Annotated in this window: 16 protein-coding genes, 1 pseudogene and 1 riboswitch; of the genes and pseudogenes, 4 read left to right on the forward strand and 13 right to left on the reverse strand. The window is 47.1% G+C overall.

The features are described 5' to 3' along the window. Positions 1-483: 483 nt before the first annotated feature. On the reverse strand, positions 484-1,104 hold the full coding sequence (locus RIC07_RS25575; protein ID WP_446396970.1) for a restriction endonuclease subunit R: 621 nt from the start codon (positions 1,102-1,104) through the stop codon (positions 484-486). Between the two features lie 366 nt (positions 1,105-1,470). After that, on the reverse strand, positions 1,471-4,323 hold the full coding sequence (locus RIC07_RS25580; protein WP_446396971.1) for a HEAT repeat domain-containing protein: 2,853 nt from the start codon (positions 4,321-4,323) through the stop codon (positions 1,471-1,473). Between the two features lie 712 nt (positions 4,324-5,035). Here RIC07_RS25580 and RIC07_RS25585 point away from each other — a divergent pair. After that, positions 5,036-5,263, forward strand: a complete 228-nt coding sequence (locus RIC07_RS25585) for a hypothetical protein (RefSeq protein WP_446396972.1) — start codon at positions 5,036-5,038, stop codon at positions 5,261-5,263. Positions 5,264-5,892: 629 nt separating this feature from the next. Here the strand turns inward: RIC07_RS25585 and RIC07_RS25590 are convergent. Together RIC07_RS25590 and RIC07_RS25595 are read right to left on the reverse strand one after the other, a co-directional pair. Next, positions 5,893-7,182, reverse strand: coding sequence for an SUMF1/EgtB/PvdO family nonheme iron enzyme (locus RIC07_RS25590; RefSeq protein WP_446396973.1), 1,290 nt, complete (start codon positions 7,180-7,182; stop codon positions 5,893-5,895). A gap of 252 nt (positions 7,183-7,434) precedes the next feature. Then, positions 7,435-8,619, reverse strand: a complete 1,185-nt coding sequence (locus tag RIC07_RS25595) for an NAD(P)H-quinone oxidoreductase subunit H (protein WP_446396974.1) — start codon at positions 8,617-8,619, stop codon at positions 7,435-7,437. A 258-nt stretch (positions 8,620-8,877) separates the two neighbouring features. Here RIC07_RS25595 and rsmH point away from each other — a divergent pair, with 258 nt between their 5' ends. The 3 genes from rsmH to RIC07_RS25610 all read left to right on the forward strand — a co-directional run bounded on the left by rsmH (position 8,878) and on the right by RIC07_RS25610 (position 14,750). After that, positions 8,878-9,753, forward strand: coding sequence for a 16S rRNA (cytosine(1402)-N(4))-methyltransferase RsmH (rsmH, locus tag RIC07_RS25600; protein WP_446396975.1), 876 nt, complete (start codon positions 8,878-8,880; stop codon positions 9,751-9,753). A 552-nt stretch (positions 9,754-10,305) separates the two neighbouring features. Further along, positions 10,306-14,487 (forward strand): PAS domain S-box protein, encoded by a 4,182-nt coding sequence (locus tag RIC07_RS25605; protein ID WP_446396976.1) that lies wholly within the window; start codon positions 10,306-10,308, stop codon positions 14,485-14,487. A gap of 77 nt (positions 14,488-14,564) precedes the next feature. Then, positions 14,565-14,750 carry a helix-turn-helix domain-containing protein gene (locus RIC07_RS25610; protein WP_446396977.1) on the forward strand — a complete coding sequence of 62 codons (186 nt, stop codon included), beginning with the start codon at positions 14,565-14,567 and terminating at the stop codon, positions 14,748-14,750. A gap of 88 nt (positions 14,751-14,838) precedes the next feature. Here the strand turns inward: RIC07_RS25610 and RIC07_RS25615 are convergent, their stop codons facing one another. The 9 genes and pseudogenes from RIC07_RS25615 to RIC07_RS25655 form a co-directional block, all read right to left on the reverse strand. After that, complete coding sequence (locus tag RIC07_RS25615) at positions 14,839-15,360, reverse strand: DsrE family protein (RefSeq protein ID WP_446396978.1); 522 nt, start codon at positions 15,358-15,360, stop codon at positions 14,839-14,841. 212 nt (positions 15,361-15,572) lie between these two features. Beyond that, a complete protein-coding gene (locus tag RIC07_RS25620; protein ID WP_446396979.1) occupies positions 15,573-16,022 on the reverse strand; it encodes a hypothetical protein in 450 nt (149 codons plus the stop codon). Positions 16,023-16,209: 187 nt separating this feature from the next. Then, positions 16,210-17,016 carry an acyl-CoA desaturase gene (locus RIC07_RS25625; RefSeq protein WP_446396980.1) on the reverse strand — a complete coding sequence of 269 codons (807 nt, stop codon included), beginning with the start codon at positions 17,014-17,016 and terminating at the stop codon, positions 16,210-16,212. Positions 17,017-17,030: 14 nt separating this feature from the next. Continuing rightward, positions 17,031-17,480 (reverse strand): hypothetical protein, encoded by a 450-nt coding sequence (locus RIC07_RS25630; RefSeq protein WP_446396981.1) that lies wholly within the window; start codon positions 17,478-17,480, stop codon positions 17,031-17,033. After that, positions 17,464-19,257: pseudogene (metE, locus tag RIC07_RS25635) on the reverse strand (5-methyltetrahydropteroyltriglutamate--homocysteine S-methyltransferase); the annotation flags it as partial. The gene RIC07_RS25630 and the pseudogene metE, both read right to left, overlap by 17 nt. Before the next feature lie 288 nt (positions 19,258-19,545). Next, positions 19,546-19,688, reverse strand: a riboswitch (cobalamin riboswitch). Positions 19,689-19,879: 191 nt separating this feature from the next. Further along, positions 19,880-20,587 carry a metallophosphatase gene (locus tag RIC07_RS25640; RefSeq protein ID WP_446396982.1) on the reverse strand — a complete coding sequence of 236 codons (708 nt, stop codon included), beginning with the start codon at positions 20,585-20,587 and terminating at the stop codon, positions 19,880-19,882. 117 nt (positions 20,588-20,704) lie between these two features. Next, positions 20,705-21,514 (reverse strand): metallophosphoesterase family protein, encoded by an 810-nt coding sequence (locus RIC07_RS25645; RefSeq protein ID WP_446396983.1) that lies wholly within the window; start codon positions 21,512-21,514, stop codon positions 20,705-20,707. Continuing rightward, the gene (locus tag RIC07_RS25650) at positions 21,511-22,290 is read right to left on the reverse strand and encodes a GTP-binding protein (protein ID WP_446396984.1); all 780 of its coding nucleotides are present in this window, start codon (positions 22,288-22,290) and stop codon (positions 21,511-21,513) included. The genes RIC07_RS25645 and RIC07_RS25650 overlap by 4 nt, the downstream gene beginning before the upstream one ends. Before the next feature lie 51 nt (positions 22,291-22,341). Beyond that, positions 22,342-24,225, reverse strand: a complete 1,884-nt coding sequence (locus RIC07_RS25655; RefSeq protein ID WP_446396985.1) for an iron uptake porin — start codon at positions 24,223-24,225, stop codon at positions 22,342-22,344. Positions 24,226-24,340 lie beyond the last annotated feature (115 nt).

The following is a 24,340-nucleotide window of genomic DNA, read 5'->3' on the forward strand; positions in this document are numbered from 1 at the left end:
AAATGGAGTGGTGTTGTTAATTAAGCCAAGCGGGTCGCCCCTACAGGAGAATTACAGGGGTTTGGGTTCTGGTATCCGGCATGGGTGAAAGGGCAAGCGATCGCCTATTCTTATCTATCCCGATCTGAAGACGCGATCGCACATCCATTAAACCCTGATAACCGAGAGTGCGATCGCGAGAATAGGGCGACCCGACCTAATTAAATGGAATAGTATTGTTAATTAAGCCAAGCGGGTCGCCCCTACAGGGCGATGATTGGGGTTTGAATGTGCTAACCAGAGAGCGATCGCCTATTCTTATCTATCCCGATCTGAAAACGCGATCGCATATCCATTAAACCCTGATAACGGAAGGGAGGAATTTCAAAGCCTCTCTCCTTGTAGGAAAGAGGTTTGGAGAGAGGTTTTCTCGATCTGACCAAAAGTAAGGGCGTTAGCGTTTTTGACCTGACCCATAAATAACTAAACCCGCCCTGACTAAAGTTAAAATCGAGCCAACTGCTTTAAAATCCTCAGCACCGTATATAAATCATTACCCGGATTCAGCAGCGAGAATAACCGGGACAACCCATACTGGGGCGACTCTCCAGATATCACTTTGAGAAAAATAAAACTCCCTCCGGTAGTAATCATGCCAAAACTCGGCTGTTCCTGATCAGGATTTGCCAACATATAAGACAGGATTTGTGCTAATCCCGCTTCAATCGAAAACTCCACTTGTTTAGATTCAATCACCATCACCCAGACAGTATCCTGTAAAACCAAAACATCCAGAGTTCCCGTAATAATTTTCTCCTCATCTTCTGTGGCAATCTTTACCGATTTTTCCGCTTTGACATGAAAAGGGGCTAAGTAAAATCCCCCAATAAACAGCAAGGGGTCAAGAATTGCCATTCTCACCACGCCTTCCAGCATGGGCGGATAATTGAGCAAGTTAAAATATCCAGCTTTCACCTGATCAAGCTGTTGTTGTTGCAACTCAGTAATTTCGGGCAGATTCCCTTGCCACTCTGGAAAAAATTGCGGATCATGGGTGAGTTGCAGACCAAAATTAGTCCTTAGTTCTCGCAGGGTAACATCTCTGGATTGAATCGTTTGAACCATCTGTCTTTCCCCCTACTTAGGGCTTGCTGCATAAGTGTTGTGGTAAGGGGGAGCGGGGGAAGCGGGGGAAGCTGGGGAAGCTGGGGGAGCAAGGGTACATTTTTCCTGAGCAAGGTGATGCCATACTCATGAAAAATACTACCCGATTTCCTTGAATCAAACCCTCTGTCAATAAAGCTCAAAGTATTGATGGGCTTTGCGGTTTCGGCTTTGTGCATCAGCCCCTACTTAGTAGCCTAATCTTATCCATTGGTATCCCGCGATCGCGAATTGGTTTGAGACGGGGCGAATGACGTAGGGGCGGGTTTCACAATTAGGGTTTTTGACCCCAATACCACTAAACCCGCCCCGACTACGTTCTAAATTCTATCGCTTCCCACTCAATTTCCGCCCTAACCGATGGAATCCACCCATAGCTCCCACCAACTCTGGATACACTGGCACCAATGGGGACTTCTCCCGACTAAACCGCACTGCCAACGTGCGAATCAAGGTCAAGATTTCCGGGCGTTCAATCTCCGCGATCGGGAATTGTAATAACGCCTCCAATGTCTGCGGTGTGCCAATCCGACTTAATGCCATCGCCGCTTGCTCCCGGACAAACCAATCATTATCCTTGAGCAAGGGCATTAATGCCTGTAATGCAGGTGCAGTACCGATACGTCCCAAGGCTGTTGCCGTTGCGCCTCGGATATCCCCATCGCTATCTTTTAATAGGGGAATTAACGCCTGTAGCGCCGCTGGAGTACCAATTCTCCCCAATGACTCAATCCCCTGTTTTCGCACTCGCTTATCCTGATCCTGAAGAATTGGGATTAATGCGGTTAACGCGGGTGTTGTTCCCATCCGCCCTAACGCCGCCGCTGCTTCCTGACGCACCACCGGATCAGTATCCTCTAACGCCGGAATTAACACCTCCAACGTCTGAGGATTCCCCGATCGCGCCAAAGCCTCCGCCGCTTCTTCTCGCACCACCGGATCAGCATCTTGCAGTGCTGGAATTAACGCCTCCAGGGTTTCCCTTGTGGCAATTTTCCCCAATACCGTCGCCGCTTCTTCGCGAATCTGATTCTGGGGATGATTCAAAGCCTGGATTAACGCCTGCACTACCGTAGGATTTTCCAGGTGAATCGCGCCACTGGCTTGCCAACGGACAAAGCTATCTGGGTGATTCAGCACCTTAACCAATTCCTGCAAGGCTTCTGGTGTGCCAATTTGCGCCAACGCCATCGCCGCTTCCCCTCGCACATAACTATCAGTATCATGGAGGGCAACCATTAACGCCTGTATCGCCGCTGATGTGCCAATCCGCCCCATCGCCGCTGCTGCTTCACCCCGAACCACGCTATCTTCATCCCGCAGGGCGGGGATTAACGCTTTCACGGTTTCGGCATCGCCAATATAGCCCAAGGCGGTAGCGGCTTCACCGCGTACATACCAAGGTCCTTGATTTAGGGCTTTAATTAACGTAGCGACGGCGGAGGGACTACCAATTTGACCCAAGGCGGCAATTAACGCGGCGACGAAATCCTTGCGGGTATAATACTGTTTCTCATCCAATTCCTGCTGTAACTTTTCCGCCATCTGGGAATTGGTTTGCCCCAAGGCGACAACGGTAGAAGCAATGAAGCCAACGAAGGGATAATGGTGCCACAAGTCATAAATGTGGTCAATCACTTCGGTAATTAAGGGATGAGACAATTGATCACATTCAGCGATCGCACGTCCAGTTAACAGGAGTAAGGTCGAGAAGATATCATCTTTTTCCTGAGTAATGCAGGCGAGTAGCGGAATCGGATCATCCATCAACCCCGCCAGTAGACTAATACTTTGATGCCAATCATAATCCCACAAATGGGCTTTCACCAACGCCATACCCTGACTAGGATTGTCTTGAATCTGCCGTCGTAAATAACAGGCGGTTAAATAATCCTGAGTAATCCGGTGAATAAACACATAGCGATCGCCTTCTTTGGTCAATCGATGCAGAATCCCCTGTTCTCCAGACAGTTGCACCAAGAGTTGGGCGGGGGTTTGTTGGCGTAAGGGTTCTAACCCCTGATCCTGGTTTAGGGCGTTGGCGATTTCCTGTTTCAATTCCTGGGAATCAAACACCTCTTGCCCTTTACAGGTAAACTGATAAGCTAAGTCTTCCAATAAGCGGATTTTCACCCCACTCTCTGACCCCCGATGATGCGTCCATTGACTTAGGAGATACTCAACAGTTTTCTGATAAATTTGACTGCGACGGGCGGGTAAGGTGAGAACTTGCTCATAATATAAGCTGCACAGTAAGTAGAGTAATCGGGGATTTTGTGCCAAGCCGCGCAGTTGGGGATTTTGTCGCAGTTGTTCAATTAAGCTGTTGGCGGCAATCCCTTCTTTCGTTTCATTAGTGCCATGTTGAAACCAGGCGTGAATAAACTGTTCAATCTGGGGTTGACTCAGTGGAATAATTTCCACTTCCTTTGCCCCATTAATAAACGCGCCACCATACCCGACAATCCGAGACGTACAAATAATCGGACAGGGATGGGTTTCCAGGAATTGGTTCAGTTTCGTGGCTAAGGCATTGCGATCGCGTTTGGGAACTTCATCTAAGGCATTGAACAACAACAGACATTTCCCCTGACGCAATTTCGCCTGTAACCAGGGTTGAATATCCGCCCAAGTTGTGGGATAATCCCGTTGAACCAGGGATGCGATCGCCACGGTGATATCATCAGCGGCTTCATACAAATCCACTAAGCGGATAAATAAGGGAAAAACAACATCCTCAACGGTAATTTTGGCATCCACCAATTTTTGCCGTTCTCCTGCTGCTGTCAATGCGGCTTCCCGTCGCAATAGCGCACTTTTCCCCATTCCCGGATCAGCTAAAACCATCAAGCGTTGATAGTTTTTCTTCGCCTGTTCCCAGGGAACCCGATAGCGTTTGGCTTCTACGTCGCGATTTTTGATCGCATAAGCGCGTTTAAGTTCAGCTTCCGATTCCGCGTATCCCCAGAAGGTTTCCACCTCATGGCGATAATTGCGTTCACGGGTGACTTGAATTGGGATATAGAGAGATTTACGGGGAATCGGATGTTGGGTGTGTAAAAGGGTTTTATATTTAAAATGGGATTCGATCTCCTCCAGGAATCGGCAAACCGACTCAATATGTGGATCACGGTTCAGTGGGCGAGTGTCCTCGGTGTGGATATCATGAGAACTAATCATAATCTTACCCCTGTTGATTAAAGCGTTTTTGAATCAATCTGAAAAGCTATAGCGCTGACTTGATGGCACTAAAGTGCCGACTACGAACGAACGAATCTGGGTGGAGTCAGGGCTATGTTGCGATCGCCTTTATTCTGGATTGTCTTAACTCACGACTCAAAGCTGATCGCTATACTATGATCCTATAATTATATCCGTTATGATTCCAGGTTTTCATCCCTGAACCCCGTTATGTCATTCTGAATGGAGTGAAGCGGAATGAAGAATCCCTACAAACGTGTTGCTTCCAAGCCGACTCTACCCCCAAAGGAAGTGAATAGCAAAGTCTAACCTATTTTAAGCCGAATCGTGTCATTCTCAGGAGAGCGATCGCGCAACGAAGACTATCGCCCCCGTCAATCCTGTCGCCACCATCGTCACCACCAGAATCACCCCAGGTAATCCCAACGCGGCAATTTTTTTGACAACTTCATCCATTTTTATGACCTCCCTTCAGCAGCTTTTTCTATCAAGTTTAACCTGCCTTGCCGGAATCGACGGAGAAAACTGTAGCCAAAGATACCAAATAGAGTTAGGCGATCGCATAAATCCATAGACTCCACTGATAGAGGGACATAACATGTTCCCTACCGATGGTGATTCAACTTAAATGGATTGCCAATGCTATATTATCCCGATTATAATAAAATAACCTCACTATTAAAAAAATGCCATGAATGATTTATTCAAAAATGCTTTTATACAAGCATTAGGAGTAGCTGCATTAATTTATATTGGGTTTCAACTTCTGGATTGGGGTATAGGTTCCATCCTTCGTATTTTAAGAAGTTTCGATAATTGGTATAGAATCTATGGATCGAAATGGGCTGAAGAAGTTGCCATTGCCTTTGGCGTACTTTATCTGCTTTTTGCGGCGGTGATTAATAGTAGAAATCGTTAATCGGTTAAAGGTTTAGAACGATAAACAATAGATTTTCGGGTTAAAGACATTTCGTGGATCGCGTCTGTAGGGGCGGGTTTAGGGAATTCTGTTTCGCTATTGATAATAACGTCAATTCAAAACCCGCCCGGATCATCTGTCGCTTTATCTGCTTTTTGCGGCGGTGATTAATAGTAGAAATCGTTAATAGGTTAAAGGTTTAACAATAGAAACAATAGATTTTCGGGTTAAAGACATTTCGTGCATCGCGTCTGTAGGGGCGGGTTTAGGGAATTCTGTTTCGCTATTGATAATAACGTCCATTCAAAACCCGCCCGGATCATCTGTCGCGACGTGACTAAATCCCCCTAATTAGGGTTTGCTGCACAACCAAAAAACCATCAGCCATCAATACTTTGAGTAGTATTGACATTGGCTCATCTTCCAGGAAAGAGAATAAAACTCATCAACACCCTTGCACCACTATCAGGAAAATGTACCCCCGCTCCCCCAGCTTCCCCCGCTTCCCCCGCTTCCCCCGCTTCCCCCGCTTCCCCCGCTTCCCCCGCTTCCCCAGCTCCCCCAGCTCCCCCAGCTCCCCCAGCTCCCCCAGCTCCCCCTCACCACACCACTTATTCAGCAGCCCCTAATTATCCATCCACCGCACAGCGAAACCCAGCCAAAATTTGACGCACACTGGGATAATACCAATTGCGGAAACTACACCGCATCGCCCACGGACGAGTTGTCCAACTACCACCGCGCAAAACCCGATGTTCGCCATCAAAATAGGCTTGAGAATAGCCGCGATAAGGATAACTGACAAACCCTTTGTATCCATCAAACCAACTCGCTGTCCATTCCCAAACATTCCCCAACATGTCATAACAACCTGATGCACTTTGCCCCTGGGGATAGGCATTAACCGGAGTCGTATGTCCTACCGTATTATCGTAGTTACAAGAATAGGATGTGGGTTCTGTATCACCCCAGGGATAGATGTAATGACACCCCTTTTGTACATCCCAACTCGCCGCTTTTTCCCATTCCGCTTCACTGGGTAATCGCTTGCCGACAAAATTAGCATAAGCCTCGGCTTCATACCAACTCACCCCATAAACCGGATGATTATCCCAAAAGGGTTCATCGGACCAATAGAGGGGATGGGCGACAGGATTATCCTGCAACCATTTCCATCCTTCCACAGACCACAAGTTATGATTTTGATATCCCCCCGCTTCAATAAAAGCGCGATACTGTTGACAGGTAACCGGGTAGCGATCAATCCAGTAGGTATCTAAAAAAACGCGATCGCACGGACGTTCGTTATCCATTGCATCAATCTCATCGCTTCCCATCTCAAACTCACCCGCCGGAATTTCAATCATCTGTCCTTTATCCGGCGTCTTATCTCCTTGAGGTGCAAAGGATTCAGTCAGGACTAATGACGTAGGCGTGCGCCCGGTTTGGCAAAGGGTATTACTCCTAGCAGATAGGCGGTGTAATTGCAAGATAAAGGCAATCGTTTCAGTATGTTGACTTTCGTGCTGAACTAACCATCGCCATAAACGTTCTTGGTGATCTAGGGGGGCAATTTCCAGATAGTCAAAGACTTGGGTTCTGACGATATCCAGATAATCTTGAATTTCTGCCAGAGACGGTAACTTTTGGCGATCGCACTTGGGTAAACCATCCGCCGCAAAAAGCCGATGATACTCTGGAAACAGGGGTTTTTTGCCAGCATAGCGTTCTAGAATCCAGTACGCTTCCGTAAAAGCAATATGACCCAAATGCCAACCCACGGGACTAAAATCCGAATGCACTTGGCGATAAAATCGGGTTTCGTCAATCCCTTCGACGAGAACTAACGTACCCATACGGCATTTTTCCATCTTTTGACGGATGCTTTTTCTACAAGCATGAATTGATATAAACGTCACAATTTTCTCCCACTCTAACTGTTATTAGTCATTTGTCATTTGTCATTTGTCATCCGTCATCCGTCATTGGTTATAATTTGCTTTTGTAAAGAAGCAAGCTACGCCACTTATGACTCTTTGCGTCTATCCCAAAAATCGTCTGCCCTTCAATTCTGTTCAAACACTAGTAGAGACGCGCCATGGCGCGTCTCTACAATGGTGTCTCAAACCCTTACAAAGGACAAATGACAAATGACAAATGACTATAACGAATCAGCGGTCTACTGAACCCATGATTACGTCAACACTACCAAGAATCGCCATAATATCTGCCACTTTCACTCCCCGCAAAATATGGGGTACAATTTGCAAGTTGTTGAAATCCGGTGGACGAATCTTCCAACGCCAAGGAAAGATATTATCATCCCCGATAATGAAAATGCCCAATTCTCCCTTTCCACTTTCCAAGCGAACATAGTGTTCACCCTGAGGAATCTTAAAGGTTGGCGGAATTTTCTTACCACTATACTGGTAATCAAAATCATTCCACTTAGATTTCTTTCCTTCAGCCATGCGTTTGGCTTCCAGATTTTCGTAAGGACCACCCGGTAATCCTTTTAATGCCTGACGAATAATTTTCAGGGATTCCCGCATTTCCCGAATCCGAACTAAATACCGGGCGAGACAATCCCCAGCGGTTTCCCAGTGGATATCCCAATCAAAGTCGTCGTAACATTCGTAGTGGTCAACTTTCCGCAAGTCCCACTTCACGCCAGACCCCCGCAACATCGGACCCGACAGTCCCCAGTTAATTGCTTCGTCACGGGTAATCGTACCCACCCCTTCAACACGACGGCGGAAGATGGGGTTGTTGGTAATTAAGCGTTCGTATTCATCGACTTTAGGGGCGAAATAATCGCAAAAGTCTTCACATTTGTCAACCCACCCATAAGGAATATCAACCGCTACTCCACCAATACGGAAGTAATTATTATTAATCAGCCGTTGTCCGCTGGCGGCTTCCCACAAGTCGTAAATTAATTCCCGTTCCCGGAAGATGTAGAAGAAAGGCGTTTGCGCCCCCACATCAGCCAGAAAGGGACCTAACCACAACAGGTGATTGGCGATGCGATTCAACTCCAGCATAATCACGCGGATATAGCTGGCGCGTTTGGGTACTTCAATATCCGCTAACTTTTCCGGGGCGTTAACGGTAATCGCTTCGTTAAACATTCCCGCTGCATAGTCCCACCGACTCACGTAGGGGACATACATAATATTCGTGCGGTTCTCGGCTATTTTCTCCATCCCGCGATGCAGGTAGCCGATAACTGGTTCGCAATCGATCACATCCTCCCCGTCTAACGTGACGATTAAGCGGAGAACGCCGTGCATGGACGGATGGTGAGGACCCAAGTTGAGAACCATTGGGTCGGTTCTGGTTTCGATTTGTGCCATAGTGATGTATTTGGTTTACCCAATTTTTAGCGATGACGCCTATTTATTTACTTACCATAGACATTCAAGTGACGTTCCAAAGTAAGAGTACGATAATATTATGCCCCGGACAGCCTGTTTGGTGATAGTCAATTAAGTAGAGGGCGACCCGACCCAATTGAGGGGAATGGTGTTGTTGATTAGACAAAGTGGGTCGCCCCTACACTCCAGACCACAGGTTTTTCGGCAATCTTTGATTTAGTGGGGGAGGATGTTCAGATGGAGTCTGAGGCGCAAGCGGCGCAGTTTTTTCATCGTTCAGTATTAAGTCAGGAGTTAATCGCCGGATTGACGATTCGTCCGGGTGGGCATTACTTAGATGCGACGGTGGGTGGCGGTGGACATAGTGAGTTAATTCTATCAGCCGCCCCAGATGTCCGTGTCACCGCGATTGACCAAGATGATCACGCGATCGCAGCAGCAGAAACCCGGTTAGCCCCATATCGCGATCGCATCCAATTTTGGCGGGGGAATTTTGTGGACTATCAACCGCCGGACTCGTTATTTGATGGCATTATTGCCGATTTAGGCGTTAGTTCTGCCCAACTGGATATTCCCGATCGCGGCTTTAGTTTTCGCCATCAAGCCTCTCTAGATATGCGGATGGATCAACGCCAATCTCTAACCGCCGCCCAGATTATCAATCATTGGGATGAAACCCAACTGGCAAATATTATTTATGAGTATGGTGAAGAACGCTTATCTCGGCGGATTGCCCGGGCAATTGTGGAACGCCGCCCCTTTGAGACAACCACCCAATTAGCCGAGGCGATCGCGCGATCAGTTCCCAAAAAATACCGTTATGGCAGGATTCACCCCGCCACTCGCACCTTTCAAGCGCTTCGCATTGCCGTTAATCAAGAATTATCCTCCCTAGAAAAATTTCTCAATTGTGCGCCTAGATGGTTAAAACCAGGCGGCAGAATTGGTATTATTAGTTTTCACAGCTTGGAAGACCGTCTGGTTAAACACCACTTGCGGGATTCACTAATATTGCGGGTGCTTACCAAAAAACCCATAACTCCACAACCAACGGAACGGGATGAAAATCCCCGCGCTCGTTCTGCCAAGTTGAGATTGGCTGAGCGTCTTTGAAGGGACAAGAGACTACAGGGCTAGAGTCAGTCAAGTCATCCTATGGGCGCTGGTACTGGATTGGGAAAATCAGACTAGAATACTCGCTTTTTCAAAGCATAGTATGACGATTTTGTCAACGGCTAAGACGAAGTTAGTGTTCTAATATACAAACAGATGGCGACGTACTTGTCGTCACCAATCTACTGTTCCTTTTTATCCCCAAGTTGGTGTCAATAAGCAGATGTTGCTGAAAAATTGCTGAACATATCACTCTGGCGAAGAAATATCAGGGCAGATGCATCGAGCCAAACTTAATCTGACACCAGGGAGTTCTACTCTTAGCCAGTTAAGGTGAATGTTTGGTGTTATTTCGTTTTTAAGAAAACATCTGACAAACCTTTGGATCTTCCAAAAGATACCCCGTCCAAGTTTAAAACTGGAGATTCTCCTAGAGAAAAACGACCGGTTTCAACGTAGACGCGGTTTAGATTGTTCCTTTTGTTGATGACTCACACTTGCCCTAAATGAATTATGAGGGAAATTGTAATTGGGAGCCTCAGGGTGTCCCTAATGATGCCTATTCTTGGTTATTTGTGGTGGATCGGCTCAAAATCACAGATTGAACGACAACCGGGCTGGTTCTATATGCTGGCAGGTTACGCTTTAATTTGTCTAGATGGGTTTATGGATTTAGTCCACCGTACTCTTGGGTTGACAACCCTAAACTCTAGTCCAATCGATACGCTGATGCCAGCGACACTGCTTTATTTAGTGGGATTTGGACTGCTAGTGCTTGGTTTATGGCAATGGTTACCGTTTGTTGCCAAGGTCAAGAAGCTAGACATTTTGTCCCCTTCATACCCTAACTCGGAAGAGTATTATACCTGCAAATTGTACGATCAAGGCGGCACGAACGCCCAGTCGGATGAACTGAAGCAAGCGATAGCAGACTGTCTACATACTAACGCCGAACTGCAACAGCGAGAAGCACAATTTCGGGCAATTACTCAAGCCTTTCCTGTACCTGTCGCGATCGCACAAGCGTCTGATGGCACGATTGTCTATGGAAATTCCCACGCGAACGTACTGTTTGGTGTCGTTACCTCAGAGTTAGTCGGTAACTCAATGCCCGATTTTTATGAAAATCCTGCCGACTGGCAAAGACTGTTAGCCAGATTAGACCAAAAGGGTGTTGTTCAGAATGATCAAGTTCGTGTCCATACCATTAATGGCACGCCCTTGTGGGTAACAGTTTCCATGCAGGTATTGACCTTAAATCAGGAAAAAACAATTCTGAGTGTATTCCATGATATCAGCGATACCTATCAGCAAATTACCCAATATCAGCAAACAGAAGCCGTTCTCAAAGACAGTGAAGCTTGCTATCGGACGTTGGTCGAACAGTCTCCCAACGCGATCGCCCTGGAAAGTCAGGGAACCCTGGTTTATATCAATCCTAAAGGTGTCAAACTACTGGGAGCCATTAGTCAAAACCAACTTATCGGTAAACCTTGGTCAGAGTTTAGCTCTAAGGATCAGGGAAATCAGAGAAATAGGAGAGATCACCAAGTTATTGGTTCTGAGCATACAGCGAAATTCTCTGACCACAAACGAAGGTCGAATCCACCTCACACCCTAACATTACCCACAAAATTTGTTCCCGAACAAGTTGTGCAGTTAGACGGTCAGATCATTGATGTGGAAATTGCCCGTTTACCCGCTATTTATCAAGGTCAAAGAGCAACCCAACTGGTGATTCGAGATCTGATCCATAGAGAACAGCCAGACCGAGACCTGAGAGTACGAGCGCGTCAGCAAGCAACTGTGGCTAAATTGAGCCAACGGGCGCTTTCGGGACTGGATTTAAATACCCTGATGGACGAAGCGGTAAGTACGATTGCTCAAACCTTAGAGGTTGAGTATTGCAAAGTGTTAGAACTCCTACCCAATGGTAATGTGTTTTTACTCAAAGCGGGTGTGGGTTGGTCACCGGGATTGGTTGGGTATGCTTTAGTCGGTGCCCACAGGAATTCCCAAGCGGGTTATAATCTGATATCTCAAGAACCTGTCGTGGTTGAAGATCTACCGATTGATCCTCGCTTTAGTGGACCGCCTCTGCTCTACAATCATCGCGTTGTCAGTGGTGTGAGTGTGGTGATTCCGGGTCAAGAGCAACCCTTTGGAGTTTTAGGGGCGCATACCACCAGCCAGCGCCGTTTTAGTGAAGATGACATTCACTTTCTCCAGGCGGTTGCCAATGTTTTAGCTTTGGCGATTGGACATAAGCAGTCAGAGGCGAATCTCTATCTGATGCAGCGAGCGATCGCGGCGAGTAATAATGGGGTGATTATTACTGACCCCAATCAGCCGGATAACCCAGTAATTTACGTCAACCCCGCTTTCGAGTCAATGACCGGTTATACCAAAGAGGAGGTGATTGGACGTAACTGTCGTTTCTGGCAAGAACCTGATTATCATCAAGCTGGGGTGACTAAGTTAGCGACAGCGATTCAAGAGCAACGAGAGTGCCATGTCATTTTACAGAACTATCGCAAAGATGGCAGCCTCTTCTGGAATGAACTCTATGTGTCGCCCGTCTTTGATGGAGACGGCTATTTAACCCACTTTGTCGGGATTCAAACCGATATTACTAAACGGAAGCAGGCAGAGGAAGCCCTACGACAGAGTGAGGAAAAGCTGGAGAGTATTCTCAGGTCTCTAGATGATGTGGTTTGGTCGGCTTCCCTGGAAAATCAACAGTTTATTTACCTGAATCCGGCGACAGAACGGGTTTATGGTCGCCCCGTATCCGATTTTGTGGATTGTCCCAGTCTCTGGCAGTTCGTCGTTCATCCTGATGATCGCCAACGGGTGGAGATAGCATCTCAAACGCTGATGCACCAGGGGAGTAAAGATCTAGAATATAGGGTTGTACGACCGGATGGCGAAGTGCGTTGGCTGCGCGATCGCGCCCGCCTAATTTATGACCATAGGGGTATTGCCATTCGCATGGATGGAATTGCTACCGATATGACCAAACGCAAACAGGCAGAGGCGGCTTTACTCAAAAGTGAGGAGCAATTTCGCCTCACCTTTGAACTGGCTCCCATTGGCATGGCAATGACATCCCTTAAGGGTCAATTCCTCAAGGTTAATCAGGCATTGTGTGACGCTTTGGGGTATACGGATCAAGAACTGTTGGCTCTCACGTTTACAGAAATTAGCCACCCGAGTGAACGGGCACTCGACTTTACCCAACACCAATCCTTGTTGCAGGGGGAACTCTCTCATCTGCAAACTGAACGGCGATTTATATCAAAATCTGGCAGGATTGTCAATGGTATTTTGAAGGTTGTCTTGGTCAGAGACGCTCAAGGTCAACCCCTACACTACATTAGTCAGGTGGTGGATATTAGCGATCGCAAACGCATGGAGGAACAGTTACTCCACGATGCCTTCCATGATGTATTGACCGGATTACCGAATCGGGCATTATTCATGGATCGGCTGGAGTATGCGTTGCGACGGGCAGGGCAACGCTGGGACTATTTATGTGCGGTGATTGTCTTGGATTTAGACCGTTTCAAGGTGATTAATGATAGTTTAGGGCATCTGGTTGGCGATCGACTGCTGAGTGCGATCGCCCACCGATTACAAAGGTGCTTACGCCCCAGCGATACCTTAGCCCGGTTAGGGGGAGACGAATTTACGATTCTACTGGATGATATCCCCAATGCAACAGCAGCCACGGATATTGCCAAATCGATTCACCAAACTTTGGAATCCTCATTTAACTTAGATGGGTATGAGGTGTTTGCCACAGCCAGTATTGGGATTGCCCTGAGTGGTATGGGGTATAACCGGGGGGAAGATTTGTTACGAGATGCAGATACCGCCATGCATCGGGCAAAACTTCAGGGAACCGCTTGTTATGTCATGTTTGATACCGCCATGTCCGGTCGCGCCCTTGCCCAGTTACGCTTGGAAACCGAACTAAGATGGGCAATTGAACGCCAAGAACTTGAGGTTTATTACCAACCGATTATTTCCCTAGGGACAGGTAAAATTACCGGGTTTGAAGCATTGGTGCGTTGGCAGCATCCAGAACAGGGAATGATTTCACCAGGCGCGTTTATTCCGTTAGCCGAGGAAACGGGTTTAATTATTCCCATTGGTCAGTGGGTGTTGCGAACATCCTGCTATCAGCTACGCCAATGGCAACAACAGTTTCCCCACTATCCCCCGTTAACCATGAGCGTTAATTTGTCGGGGAAACAGTTTTCTCAAACGAATTTAATTGAGCAAATTGCCCAAATTATTCAAGAGACAGAGGTCAATCCCAGCACTCTCAAGTTAGAAATTACTGAAAGCGGGATTATGGAACATTCAGACTCTGCCGCTGCTTTATTGGAGCGACTTAAGGCATTGAAAATTCAGTTATACATTGATGATTTTGGCACCGGCTATTCGTCGTTAAGTCGCTTACATCAGTTTCCCATTGATGCCTTAAAAATTGACCGTTCCTTTGTCAGTCGCATGGGGGATGCGGGAGAAAATGGGGAGATAGTGCAAGCGATTGTGACCTTGGCTCACAATTTAGGCATGGATGTTGTGGCAGAAGGGATAGAAACGAATATGCAGTTAGCCCAACTGCGAGGGCGGCGATGTGAATATGGTCAGGGATACTTTTTCTCTAAACCATTGAATCGGCAAGCCGCAGAACAGTTAATGATTAATTTACCCCAGTGGTAAACGATGAAATGGGGAGAAGGAAATTGCAAGCTGGCTCCCTGACTAGGTGCGCCAGCTTTGGCAGGAGGCTTAATTAATTGGAAGTTCCTCAAGGTAAATTGCTGAACTTCCACCTGACTCATCAGGATATTTCCGAGACGATTGGGCTGACTCGGGTAACCGTAACTCGCCTGATCAATCGGTTGGAACAGGAAGGGAAGATTGTGCGATCACATCGAAATCTCATCCTCACCACTGGTGAACCTTCTCGGTATAATGAATAAGCATTTTGGAAGCATCAAAACCTTGATATACTGTAGGGTGGGCATTGCCCACCAGCCTTAATCAGCGTGCCTTATTGACTTTTGAGCGTTAGAAATCCAGCACTTTGTCAGCCGCTAAAATTAAGTTAGGGATTTCATCATTCTCCAAGGCAAGTTGGCTTCCAGGACGCAGAAAATTTTCATCAATCCCGACGGCGCTAGCACAAACCGGACAGACGATAATCTTGCCACCTGCTGTCACAAAATCCTCATAGAGTTCAGCAACAGTCATAGTACCGTTTCCCCAACGCAGATCTAAGGGTTGTCGAGCATCTGCCAGTCGCACGCCTTCCAAGGTTAGCACCAGTGTAACCTGCGCCCCTTTCCTTTGCATATTGCTTCCCAGCTTCAGCGCCATAAAAACAGCGTGAAGATCATCGGTGCTGTGTTTAAGATGCACAATAATGTTCTGCTGGTTAGCGGCGGTAATTTCCTCCCCTGTGTTGGGTATCATCTCGCCTGGTTGCGCGTAACTCGGTAATGGCGTAGCTAGCGGTAATACCAGCACTGCGCCTAAAAGTGCGATCGCCCCTCTACCTACTCTTCCACTGCCCTGTTGCATAATATCCATACCTCAAGCCGTTTGACAATTGTGTTGACGTTGTTGCTTCGGTGCGGCACAACGTTTGAGAAATGCCGAATCGATGATCATGCTTGTCTTCTGTTTTGTCAAAAGACAAATGGTCAAATCTATGATTAGGGGCGATCGCACTCTATGCTCATGTCATCATACAAGTCTGTTAATTCCCGCGATCGCGTCTTTTTTTTTGTTAACCCGTCGCCTCATCTTTTTCGTTCTTTGGATTGGGTGTCCTCCGGTTGGAATTCTGTCCATCCTCTACAAACAATCTCGTAACATTTTGGTGGGGCAATGGGTAAATTTGTCAAGTTAAAAAATGCTGCTTGATTGGCATACTCCAGCAACAAAACAACATCTTTGTAAGGATTATAATGATCCACCACTTGCAGAATATAGCCATTCATGAAATGTTTTTGCAGTAGCACCGTATCAGCAGCCGCCAGCCATGCATTTAAAAAAGCAGCTAGACGACGGCGCGGTACAAAATGAGCTGGGAATGTTTCTCCAAAAGCACCAACAGTCGGAGTATTGGTACTACAGACAACAGCACCACGATCCCCACTCAAGTAGCCAACCCAGGCGTTATCACCAATGACTAATAGGTTAGTGGCGATAAAATCGTGCTGCCAATCTTGAGAGTTTGTTTCAGTCATTTGTCATTTGTCATTTGTCATTCGTCATTCGTCATTCGTCATTTAGACAGGGCGGGTTTAGTGACGTTAGGGTGGACAAAAAACGATAGTAGTGAAACCCGCCCCTACACATAAAACTCTTTTCTTGTCATTGATCATTTATCTTCCCCATCTCCCTCATCTCCCCCATCTTCCCTAAGCACTTGGGCTAGAAAACTCTGACCTTAGTCGCCAATCCCAGTCTTCGCAACAGACGAATCATCTGCCAAATTAGGTCAATTTCCCACCACAATACGCCGTACCGTGCAGAAGATTGGCAAGCATGGTGATTGTTGTGCCACCCTTCACCAAACGTCAGTAAAGCCACCCACCAGCAATTTGTGGAGTGATCGCCTGTCGCGTGGCTGCGATAACCAAATTTGTGGCATACGCTATTCACACAACAGGTACTATGAAACCCGACAAACAGGCGCACAAAAATGCCCCACACCACAAACGGCATTCCTCCTAACCCATACAATAAAATCGCCAACCCCACTTGCAAACCAATATAGTGCTGATGGCAGAACCGATAAAATTGATCATCAGCAATGTCTTGAGTAAACCGAGACAATTCAGTTTTTGCGGGCACCTCATGCATTAACCAACTGATATGACTCCACCACAATCCCTGAGTCGAATCATGGGGATCAAGGGGTTGGTCACTATACAAATGATGAATTCGATGGTAACCAACCCAACCCAGAACCGCTCCTTGTCCCGCCAACGTACCGCAGAAAATCAGACAATATTCCAACCATTGAGGCACTTGTAAACTACGGTGACTGGCTAAACGATGGAAACCCAACGAAATACCAAGTCCAATCGTTATCCAGTGCAACAATAGGGCAACACCGACAGCACTCCACTTAAAATTACTGGGCAAAAATGCCAAGAGAGTTAATAGGTGTAACGCGCCAGTCGCGAGAATAATTGTCCAACGTGGACGGGGTGAATTTGACATGCAAATGCTCAAAAATTTAACAATTATTACCGAAAACAAGGCTGAAATTCATGCCAACGCCGACGAACTTGTCGGTCACATTCAGGAGGGGAAATTTTTAGGTTATGCAACAGATGAATTTCGGTTTGAGTCTGCGCCGTGAGTAGCAAGATTACATCTTCGTCAGGGTGATAACGATCCACCAGTCGCAGAAGTTGGTCAATGACACCTTCCTCAAATTTGTGTGCTTGTTTGTGTGCTTGCATTTGACTCACCACCTGGGGTTTGGCAATGAATTCAGCACGGAACGGTATCCAATCCAGACTGATTATCTTTGATGCGATCGCGGCATCCTGCACATCCACACAAACCATCCCGCGACCGGATTCAACATAACCGTTCCAAGCGTAATACCCAATCACCAACAAATTGACATGAATAAACTCATTTTGCCAGTCGCCCAAATTACCTTGCCAAACACTATTGTCCGGACGCATGGGTTTCCTCCCGCAGGATTTTTGCCGCTTCTACCATATTTTTCAAGGCCGGAATCACTTCGTCCCAATGGCGAGTTTTCAAGCCACAGTCGGGATTCACCCAAATTTGCTCAACGGGCAAATTAGCCACTCCTGTCCGTAGTTGTTCCAGAAGGTGTTCTGTTGTGGGAATCACTGGACTATGGATGTCATAAATCCCATTCCCCACCTGATGAGCATATCCAGCATTGGTAATTTCAAACAAGGTTTCATTATTACTGCGGCTATTTTCAATCGATAAAACATCCGCATCCAGACGCTGAATGTGCTGAATAATATCCCCAAATTCAGAATAACACATGTGAGTATGAATCTGGGTTTGGGGTTTGGCAATTCCAGCACTGAGACGAAACGCATCCACTGCCCAAGACAGATAATCCTGCCACCGTTCTGGTTTCAGCGGTAAACCCTCTCGCAATGCCGGTTCATCAATCTGAATAATCGTCGCTCCCGCTGCTTCTAAATCCGCCACTTCTTGCCGCAAGGCTAAGGCAATTTGGAATGCCTGTTCCTGTCGGGAAATGTCGGTACGGGGGTAAGACCAATTAATCATGGTTACGGGTCCGGTGAGCATCCCTTTAATCGGTTTTTCCGTTAATGACTGGGCAACGTTAAACTCACGAACCGTCATCGGCGCTTGACGCACGACATCACCGTAAATAATTGGGGGACGAACATAGCGACTGCCATAACTTTGCACCCATCCATGTTGAGTGAAGGCAAAACCTTGGAGTTGCTGTCCAAAAAACTCCACCATATCGGTGCGTTCAAATTCACCATGCACCAGCACATCTAATCCGGCTTCTTCTTGATAGCGAATACACTGAGCAATTTCGGCATCAATTGCCTTTTGGTAGTCAGCCAGAGTGATTTCGCCGCGCTTCCATTGCAGCCGTAGTTTCCGCACCTGTGAGGTTTGCGGAAATGAGCCAATTGTGGTGGTTGGAAATGGGGGCAGTTGAAGTTGTAGTGGCTGTCGTTGGGTATAGGGGAGCAATCGCTCAAAGGCATCAACATTCAATGACTGAAGCTGTTGTTGAACCTGTGCATTGGGGGGACTGAATTGCTCAAACGCCGTTTGGCGTGTGGCAATATCCTGCAATCGCGATCGCGTGTCTTCCCCTTGGAGGGTTTGCGCCAACATGATCACTTCTTGGAGTTTTTGTTCCGCAAAACTCAGCACATTTCGCAGGGGTTCGGGTAACTTGGTTTCCCTTGTCGCATCGTAGGGAACAAACTGTAGGGAGGCGGAGGGTTGAATGGATAGGTTGGAGGTAATGGGTTTAATCTCGTCCAGGATGGGTAAGAGGCGATCGGGTCGAATTTGCCAGACGTTTCGCCCATCCACAATACCCACACCCAGGCGTTTATCGCTGGGAAACCCATGGTGTTTAAGTTGGTCTAGATTGCGCCCCCGGGTAAAGTCTAAACTGATGCTGGCAACGGGTAATTGGATCACCCAGGGATAACTTCCACCCAAATCATCAAAATAGGTGACCAAATCTAGCGGTATACCCACCTGCGCCAATGAAGCGTAAGTTGATTCATAGTCGTCTTTAAACTTAGCCGTATCTCCCAAAACTAGGGCAGGTTCATGAATTTGAACGTTTTCTACACCCAAGGGTTTGAGTGCCTGTAGCAGATTCACATAGCGATCGCACAGGGGACGAATGATCTCCGAAATTGGCATATCTAACCGACTCAATCGTAGGAGTGTCATCGGACCTAAAATAATCGGGTCTTCCGTAGTTAGTGTGCTAAATTGTTAGTTTGATTTGCCAGAATGTTTGACAGCAATAGCTTTAACCATTTTCACCCGAAATTCAATTCGTTTTTAGGCGGTTAAGAGCTACAGTCCTTGTGTGGCAAACTTCCTGATTCATTGAAACTGATAGTTTAGCACACTAAGTCCGGAAGACCCGCATCTGTAGCGTATTTCTGGCACGATCAGAGCGTGAAATCGCGGGATGGGACTATTCATGATTGTATACATCTGTACCTCGCAGATGGATGAAATGATTTGACTGAAATTGCTTGACATTCGGCGGGCATTCTGACTCAGAGACATCAGTCTCATTACAGCTGCGGGACAGCGTCGGATTTGCACCGACCTTTCCCCATTACTTCTAACGGCTGCTCCCCGTTAGAACCGAACGTGATTTTCACTATATCACCATCATGTCTTTTTTGTCTCCCCTGCTCCCCTAATTTTGTCCACCTTCCCCACCTTCCCCACCGACAGAGTATTCTTTCTAAGTAGCATTTGGGAAGAATATAAGCACCGTGATTAGAGTATTTGATTCAAGTGCATTGATTGCAGCCTGCGGTTCTGCTAGTGGTGCTAGCCATTTCTTTCCGCTTCAGCCGTAACGAATTGTCCGAAAGTCCACACGGTTTGTATCCGGCTCATAAAGTGTGTAGGTGGCTTTTCCGGGTTCTCGTCCCACATTACCCACCCCAATGACTCGACGAGGAGATGCTGTTGCTATCTGAACCGACTGTTGACCCTCAAGCGTGGTGATTTGTGAAGATACAGAACCTCCTTGCAGTTGGTACTCAAAAGTTAAACCTGATCGACCACAAAATAGGTTAGTTGCACCCACACGCATCAAGCGATCGCACATCTGCCAAGGGGGTGTCTGAGGCGTCAATTCATCATCCACACTCACGCTGCTACCATGAATCAGTAGACAATCGAGTTCTAAGAACCCAAAATCTAGGCAGCGAATCCATTCAACCGTTTGCCGGGAAACAGCATCCCAAAGCAATTTTACGGTGTCAGCACCATAGTTCTCAATCAGTTGAGTCGGTTCACCTGTAGCTGCTAATCCATGAAGAATCAGACATTGTTCCTCCCACCAACCGGTACAGATTTTGGGTAAACATTCGTTGGGTTTCGGAGAACGAATTCGCCGCACGACCTGTTCACTTTCGGGTCGAGAACTAATAAAATCCCCCAAAATATAAATATCATCCATCCCTTTAGTCTGGTGTTTAACATCGGATATTACTGCTTCATAAGCAGCAATATTTCCTTCAATTCCACTTAAAATTGCCCAGGATTCCATGGTTATTCAGTGTGTGGGAGAATTAAAATTAACGGTGGAGAACGTCATTTGTCAGGCTTTAAAGACAGGATAAACGTGACAACCGTCTGCCTTCTTTAACCTATGACCAAGAAGGGTTTATCGCGCACAAATATGAGTTGGGTCATCCGCTTTTTCGGCATACTCCAATCCTCGCGCCAATCGCCACGCAAAAATAGGAGGTAAGCCTTTATCAATAATTGCCGCACAGGTTTTTTGGTAGTCGTACTCAACCTCCCTCAACGTTACCTGTTCGGTGTCAGTATCGTAAATAACATAGGTAGCATTCGGGCGTCCGTGACGAGGTTCTCCGACAGAACCCACATTGATAATCCGTTTCAGCCGAGCCTGGAAAGTTTGCTGTTGTTGCTGTTCCTCGCTACTAATCTTGACTTGCAGTTGACCCGCTGCTAACGTCCGCACATAAGGCAGATGGGTATGTCCACAGAAAAGAACATCAGCACCCGTCGAGAGAACTCGTTCCACAGCTAAAAAAGCATCTAACTCCGGCAACAGATATTCATGATTACTGTGAGGACTCCCATGAACAAAACAGAGGTTTCCTTCCTTTAAGCTATAAGGCAGTTGGGCGAGGAATTCTCGTGTTTCAGGGTGAATTTCCTGATTCGTCCATTCGTGAGCAATGCGTCCTCGTTTTTCAGCTAATAGTGAAGGATAGGAACATTCGCAAGCGTTTAATCCTTCAACAACATCTTCATCCCAACATCCCTGACAGGTGGGAATATCGAGAGAGCGAATTTGTTCGACTACAGCATTGGGATGGGGTCCATAACCCACTAAGTCGCCAACACAAACGATTTTGTCAGCGTTTTGGTGATCAATATCTAATAAAACGGCATCTAAGGCTGGGTAGTTTCCGTGAATGCAGGAGATAACAGCAAGTTTCATACTACTTCTTCTTCGTCTGGGTCTAAAATAGCTAACGATTCTTTGATTTGTTGTTGGTAATGATGAACAGCTACATCCGATAAACAGCAATCTTTCAGTGTTTGGGCGATCGCGCTATTATCCAACGCCACACCCACCACCTCAATCCCACTGAAGCGCTGGGGACGACCTTCAAGCCAACGTGGAAGCGCTAATTCGGTGTAGGTACTATTGATCCCCGCGACAAAATCAAAATAAAAGGCGCGTCCATCGGCTAGGTCAAAAATTCCCTTGGCTCGATTCACATTGCCATAGGCTCCCTGGGTTAACTCAGCCCAAAAGACATCCAGACTAGCTGGATCAATCACTTGACCGCTAATCGGCGCACGCCAAAGCTCAGGATTTCCCTCTGGGGTGGCAATTTTCACCCCTGGCACGACTTGGTCTGCCCAAACGTGCCATCCGGTATCCTGAACATTAGGTGGCATCACGGCAACGCGACGATAGCAGAGGTGATCTAATACGGACAACACTGGCTCGACTGACTCTAAATCCAGATGAAATCCCAGTTCCATATAGGCAAGACACTCCAGCCGAGCTAAGTCTAACAACCTATACTCATCCCCTTCTTTGAGAAGTGTGACTTGGGGAAATTCGACAGTGATACCCGTTATGTCAATGGGAACAGGCTGAGTACCCGGACTAAAATACAGCACGGGTTGATCGGCAATAGCTAGCTGTTGTCGAATCCAAGTGGTTTTTCCGGCTCCTGGTAAACCAGCGACAGCAATAATCATTGAAGAACATTGTGGGAATGATTCTCATTATAATAACTTAAACGGTTCCCCTTAGAAAAGGAACGTCGCTCGGAGCGTACCAATCACTACATCCGGATTTCGCGCGGATTGGTTAGGCGCCGTCAACCAAATTACACCAGGAGTCAGATAAATATGATCGGTCAGCTTATACCGATAGAATCCCTCAATATGCCAAGGAATCGCATTATCTGGAATCAGGTCAGTAGAATCTTCTCCTAAATCAGAACCCAAGAACCAATTTCCCCCAGTCTGGAACGGTGTTGGAACTTCTGCTCTAGTCGCATAAGGAGAAGCGCCGATAACCAAACCACCGAGATTTCCTTCCCCTCCTAAGTCGGGAAACGCCAAAGCGATGCCATAGGTAAGAATATCAGCGCTACTGCCTTCATACTCTACATCGACGAAGCTTCCCCCTTGAAAAATGCTGGCGCTGTCCGGGTTACTATTGACGCGACTGTAGGCAAACCAGCCATTGATGGCAAACTGAGGACTCACTTGCCACAACGCACCAACACCATAGGAATCAACCGATACCTCTTGAGCCGGAATAATCGGACTATTGCTCAAGGCTGTTCCTTGATCCGCCAAAAAGATGGGTGTACTGCTAAACGGACCCCTCGCAGGATGATAGCTGTGGTTATAGGTCAAACCAAAGGAAAAAGTATCGCTGGGTTTGACCGTTAATTGTGCCAAAGCCGAATATCGACCGCCAAATAAACCCCCAGCGAGAGGATTCGTCGAACGGGCGGAACTGGGTTCATTGGCGTATGTGGCGATATAACCCGCACTCAGACTAATGGCATCACTCAAGTGGTAAGTGAATCCTAGACCGGCTCCTGACTCAAAATTATAAATGCCACTGCGTTGTCCAAAAACCGACAGAGAACCTGTACCCCCATTGTCGTCATCCCAAAGACTAAACGTGGTGGGGATGTAGTCGTGATGTTCTCCGCCGGCTGCCATAATCACGGTTCTCAGCTTTTCACCCAGGGAAAACTCATAGCTCAAACTCGTCAACCCTACAGTATTATTAGCAGGTAAGGACGCGATATCGTTAAAGGTTTGCTGACCTTCAGGGGAAAATTCCCGTCCCCCAAAGAAACCAAACAGGGGATTCGGACCATATCGAAATCCACCGTCGCCTCGATCGGGGTGGGGAAAGTTCCCACTGGCAAGTCCTATTTTTAACTCATCCTCACCCGTGAAACTGGTAAGGAAATTGAGGCGAACGCGGTTGGCAAAAACCGTATTTTGTTCAGGGCTTTCACGGGTTATGGTTCCCGTTGGGCTAAAGACTGACGGGAACGTTACTTGGGTGCCGTCTCCTGCTAAAACATCGGTAACGGCGATGATGACTTCTCCTTGCAGTTTGGTGGTGGTGGAAAACTGATTCGCTTCCAGAGACGCGGTACGATCTTCCAGATTCTCCACCCGTGCACCCAAAGTGGCTAATTCGGTTTCAAAGTCTTGTACCAGCCGTTGCAAAGTGTTTACATCGTCCTGGGAACCTAAATCCCCTGGGTTTTCCGCGAAGATACGCTCGATTTGCTGCAAGCAAGCATTCAATCCGGCGGCAAATTCATACCGACTCAACGCTCGATTCCCTTGAAATGTGCCATTGGGATAGCCAGCAATACATCCATAGCGCTCAACCAGAGTCCGTAAGGCTTCATACGCCCAGTCTCCGGGGAAAACATCCCGCAGTTGAGACACGGAGTTAACTTGGCTCATGGGATCACCTTCCTCTGGAAAAAGCACCACCGATTCATCGACGTGGAACTGAACACTGGACATGGACGGGACTTCACGGATGACTTCTTCCCTTGCCAGGGCAGTATCAGCACCACCACACAGCAGGACAACCGCTGAAATCCCGACAATCACCTTACCCCGGAACCTGTACATTTGTAGCATTTTCTCCTCCTCACACCTTAGTGGGTGAAAATGAAAATCATTCTGATATATTTGAGTATGATAATCATTATCATGCAAAAAGGAAATACGGGAAAACCACTACACAAGGCAGAAC

Source organism: Coleofasciculus sp. E1-EBD-02 (assembly GCF_040218245.1).
Classification (GTDB): Bacteria; Cyanobacteriota; Cyanobacteriia; order Cyanobacteriales; family Coleofasciculaceae; genus Coleofasciculus.

Excerpts from the sequence above, each read along its gene's own strand:
- RIC07_RS25575 (WP_446396970.1), bottom strand. The coding sequence starts at position 1,104 with ATGGTTCAAACGATTCAATCCAGAGATGTTACCCTGCGAGAACTAAGG.
- RIC07_RS25580 (WP_446396971.1), bottom strand. The coding sequence starts at position 4,323 with ATGATTAGTTCTCATGATATCCACACCGAGGACACTCGCCCACTGAAC.
- RIC07_RS25585 (WP_446396972.1), top strand. The coding sequence starts at position 5,036 with ATGAATGATTTATTCAAAAATGCTTTTATACAAGCATTAGGAGTAGCT.
- RIC07_RS25595 (WP_446396974.1), bottom strand. The coding sequence starts at position 8,619 with ATGGCACAAATCGAAACCAGAACCGACCCAATGGTTCTCAACTTGGGT.
- rsmH (WP_446396975.1), top strand. The coding sequence starts at position 8,878 with ATGGAGTCTGAGGCGCAAGCGGCGCAGTTTTTTCATCGTTCAGTATTA.
- RIC07_RS25605 (WP_446396976.1), top strand. The coding sequence starts at position 10,306 with ATGATGCCTATTCTTGGTTATTTGTGGTGGATCGGCTCAAAATCACAG.
- RIC07_RS25615 (WP_446396978.1), bottom strand. The coding sequence starts at position 15,360 with ATGGATATTATGCAACAGGGCAGTGGAAGAGTAGGTAGAGGGGCGATC.
- RIC07_RS25620 (WP_446396979.1), bottom strand. The coding sequence starts at position 16,022 with ATGACTGAAACAAACTCTCAAGATTGGCAGCACGATTTTATCGCCACT.
- RIC07_RS25630 (WP_446396981.1), bottom strand. The coding sequence starts at position 17,480 with ATGCGTCCGGACAATAGTGTTTGGCAAGGTAATTTGGGCGACTGGCAA.
- RIC07_RS25640 (WP_446396982.1), bottom strand. The coding sequence starts at position 20,587 with ATGGAATCCTGGGCAATTTTAAGTGGAATTGAAGGAAATATTGCTGCT.
- RIC07_RS25645 (WP_446396983.1), bottom strand. The coding sequence starts at position 21,514 with ATGAAACTTGCTGTTATCTCCTGCATTCACGGAAACTACCCAGCCTTA.
- RIC07_RS25650 (WP_446396984.1), bottom strand. The coding sequence starts at position 22,290 with ATGATTATTGCTGTCGCTGGTTTACCAGGAGCCGGAAAAACCACTTGG.
- RIC07_RS25655 (WP_446396985.1), bottom strand. The coding sequence starts at position 24,225 with ATGCTACAAATGTACAGGTTCCGGGGTAAGGTGATTGTCGGGATTTCA.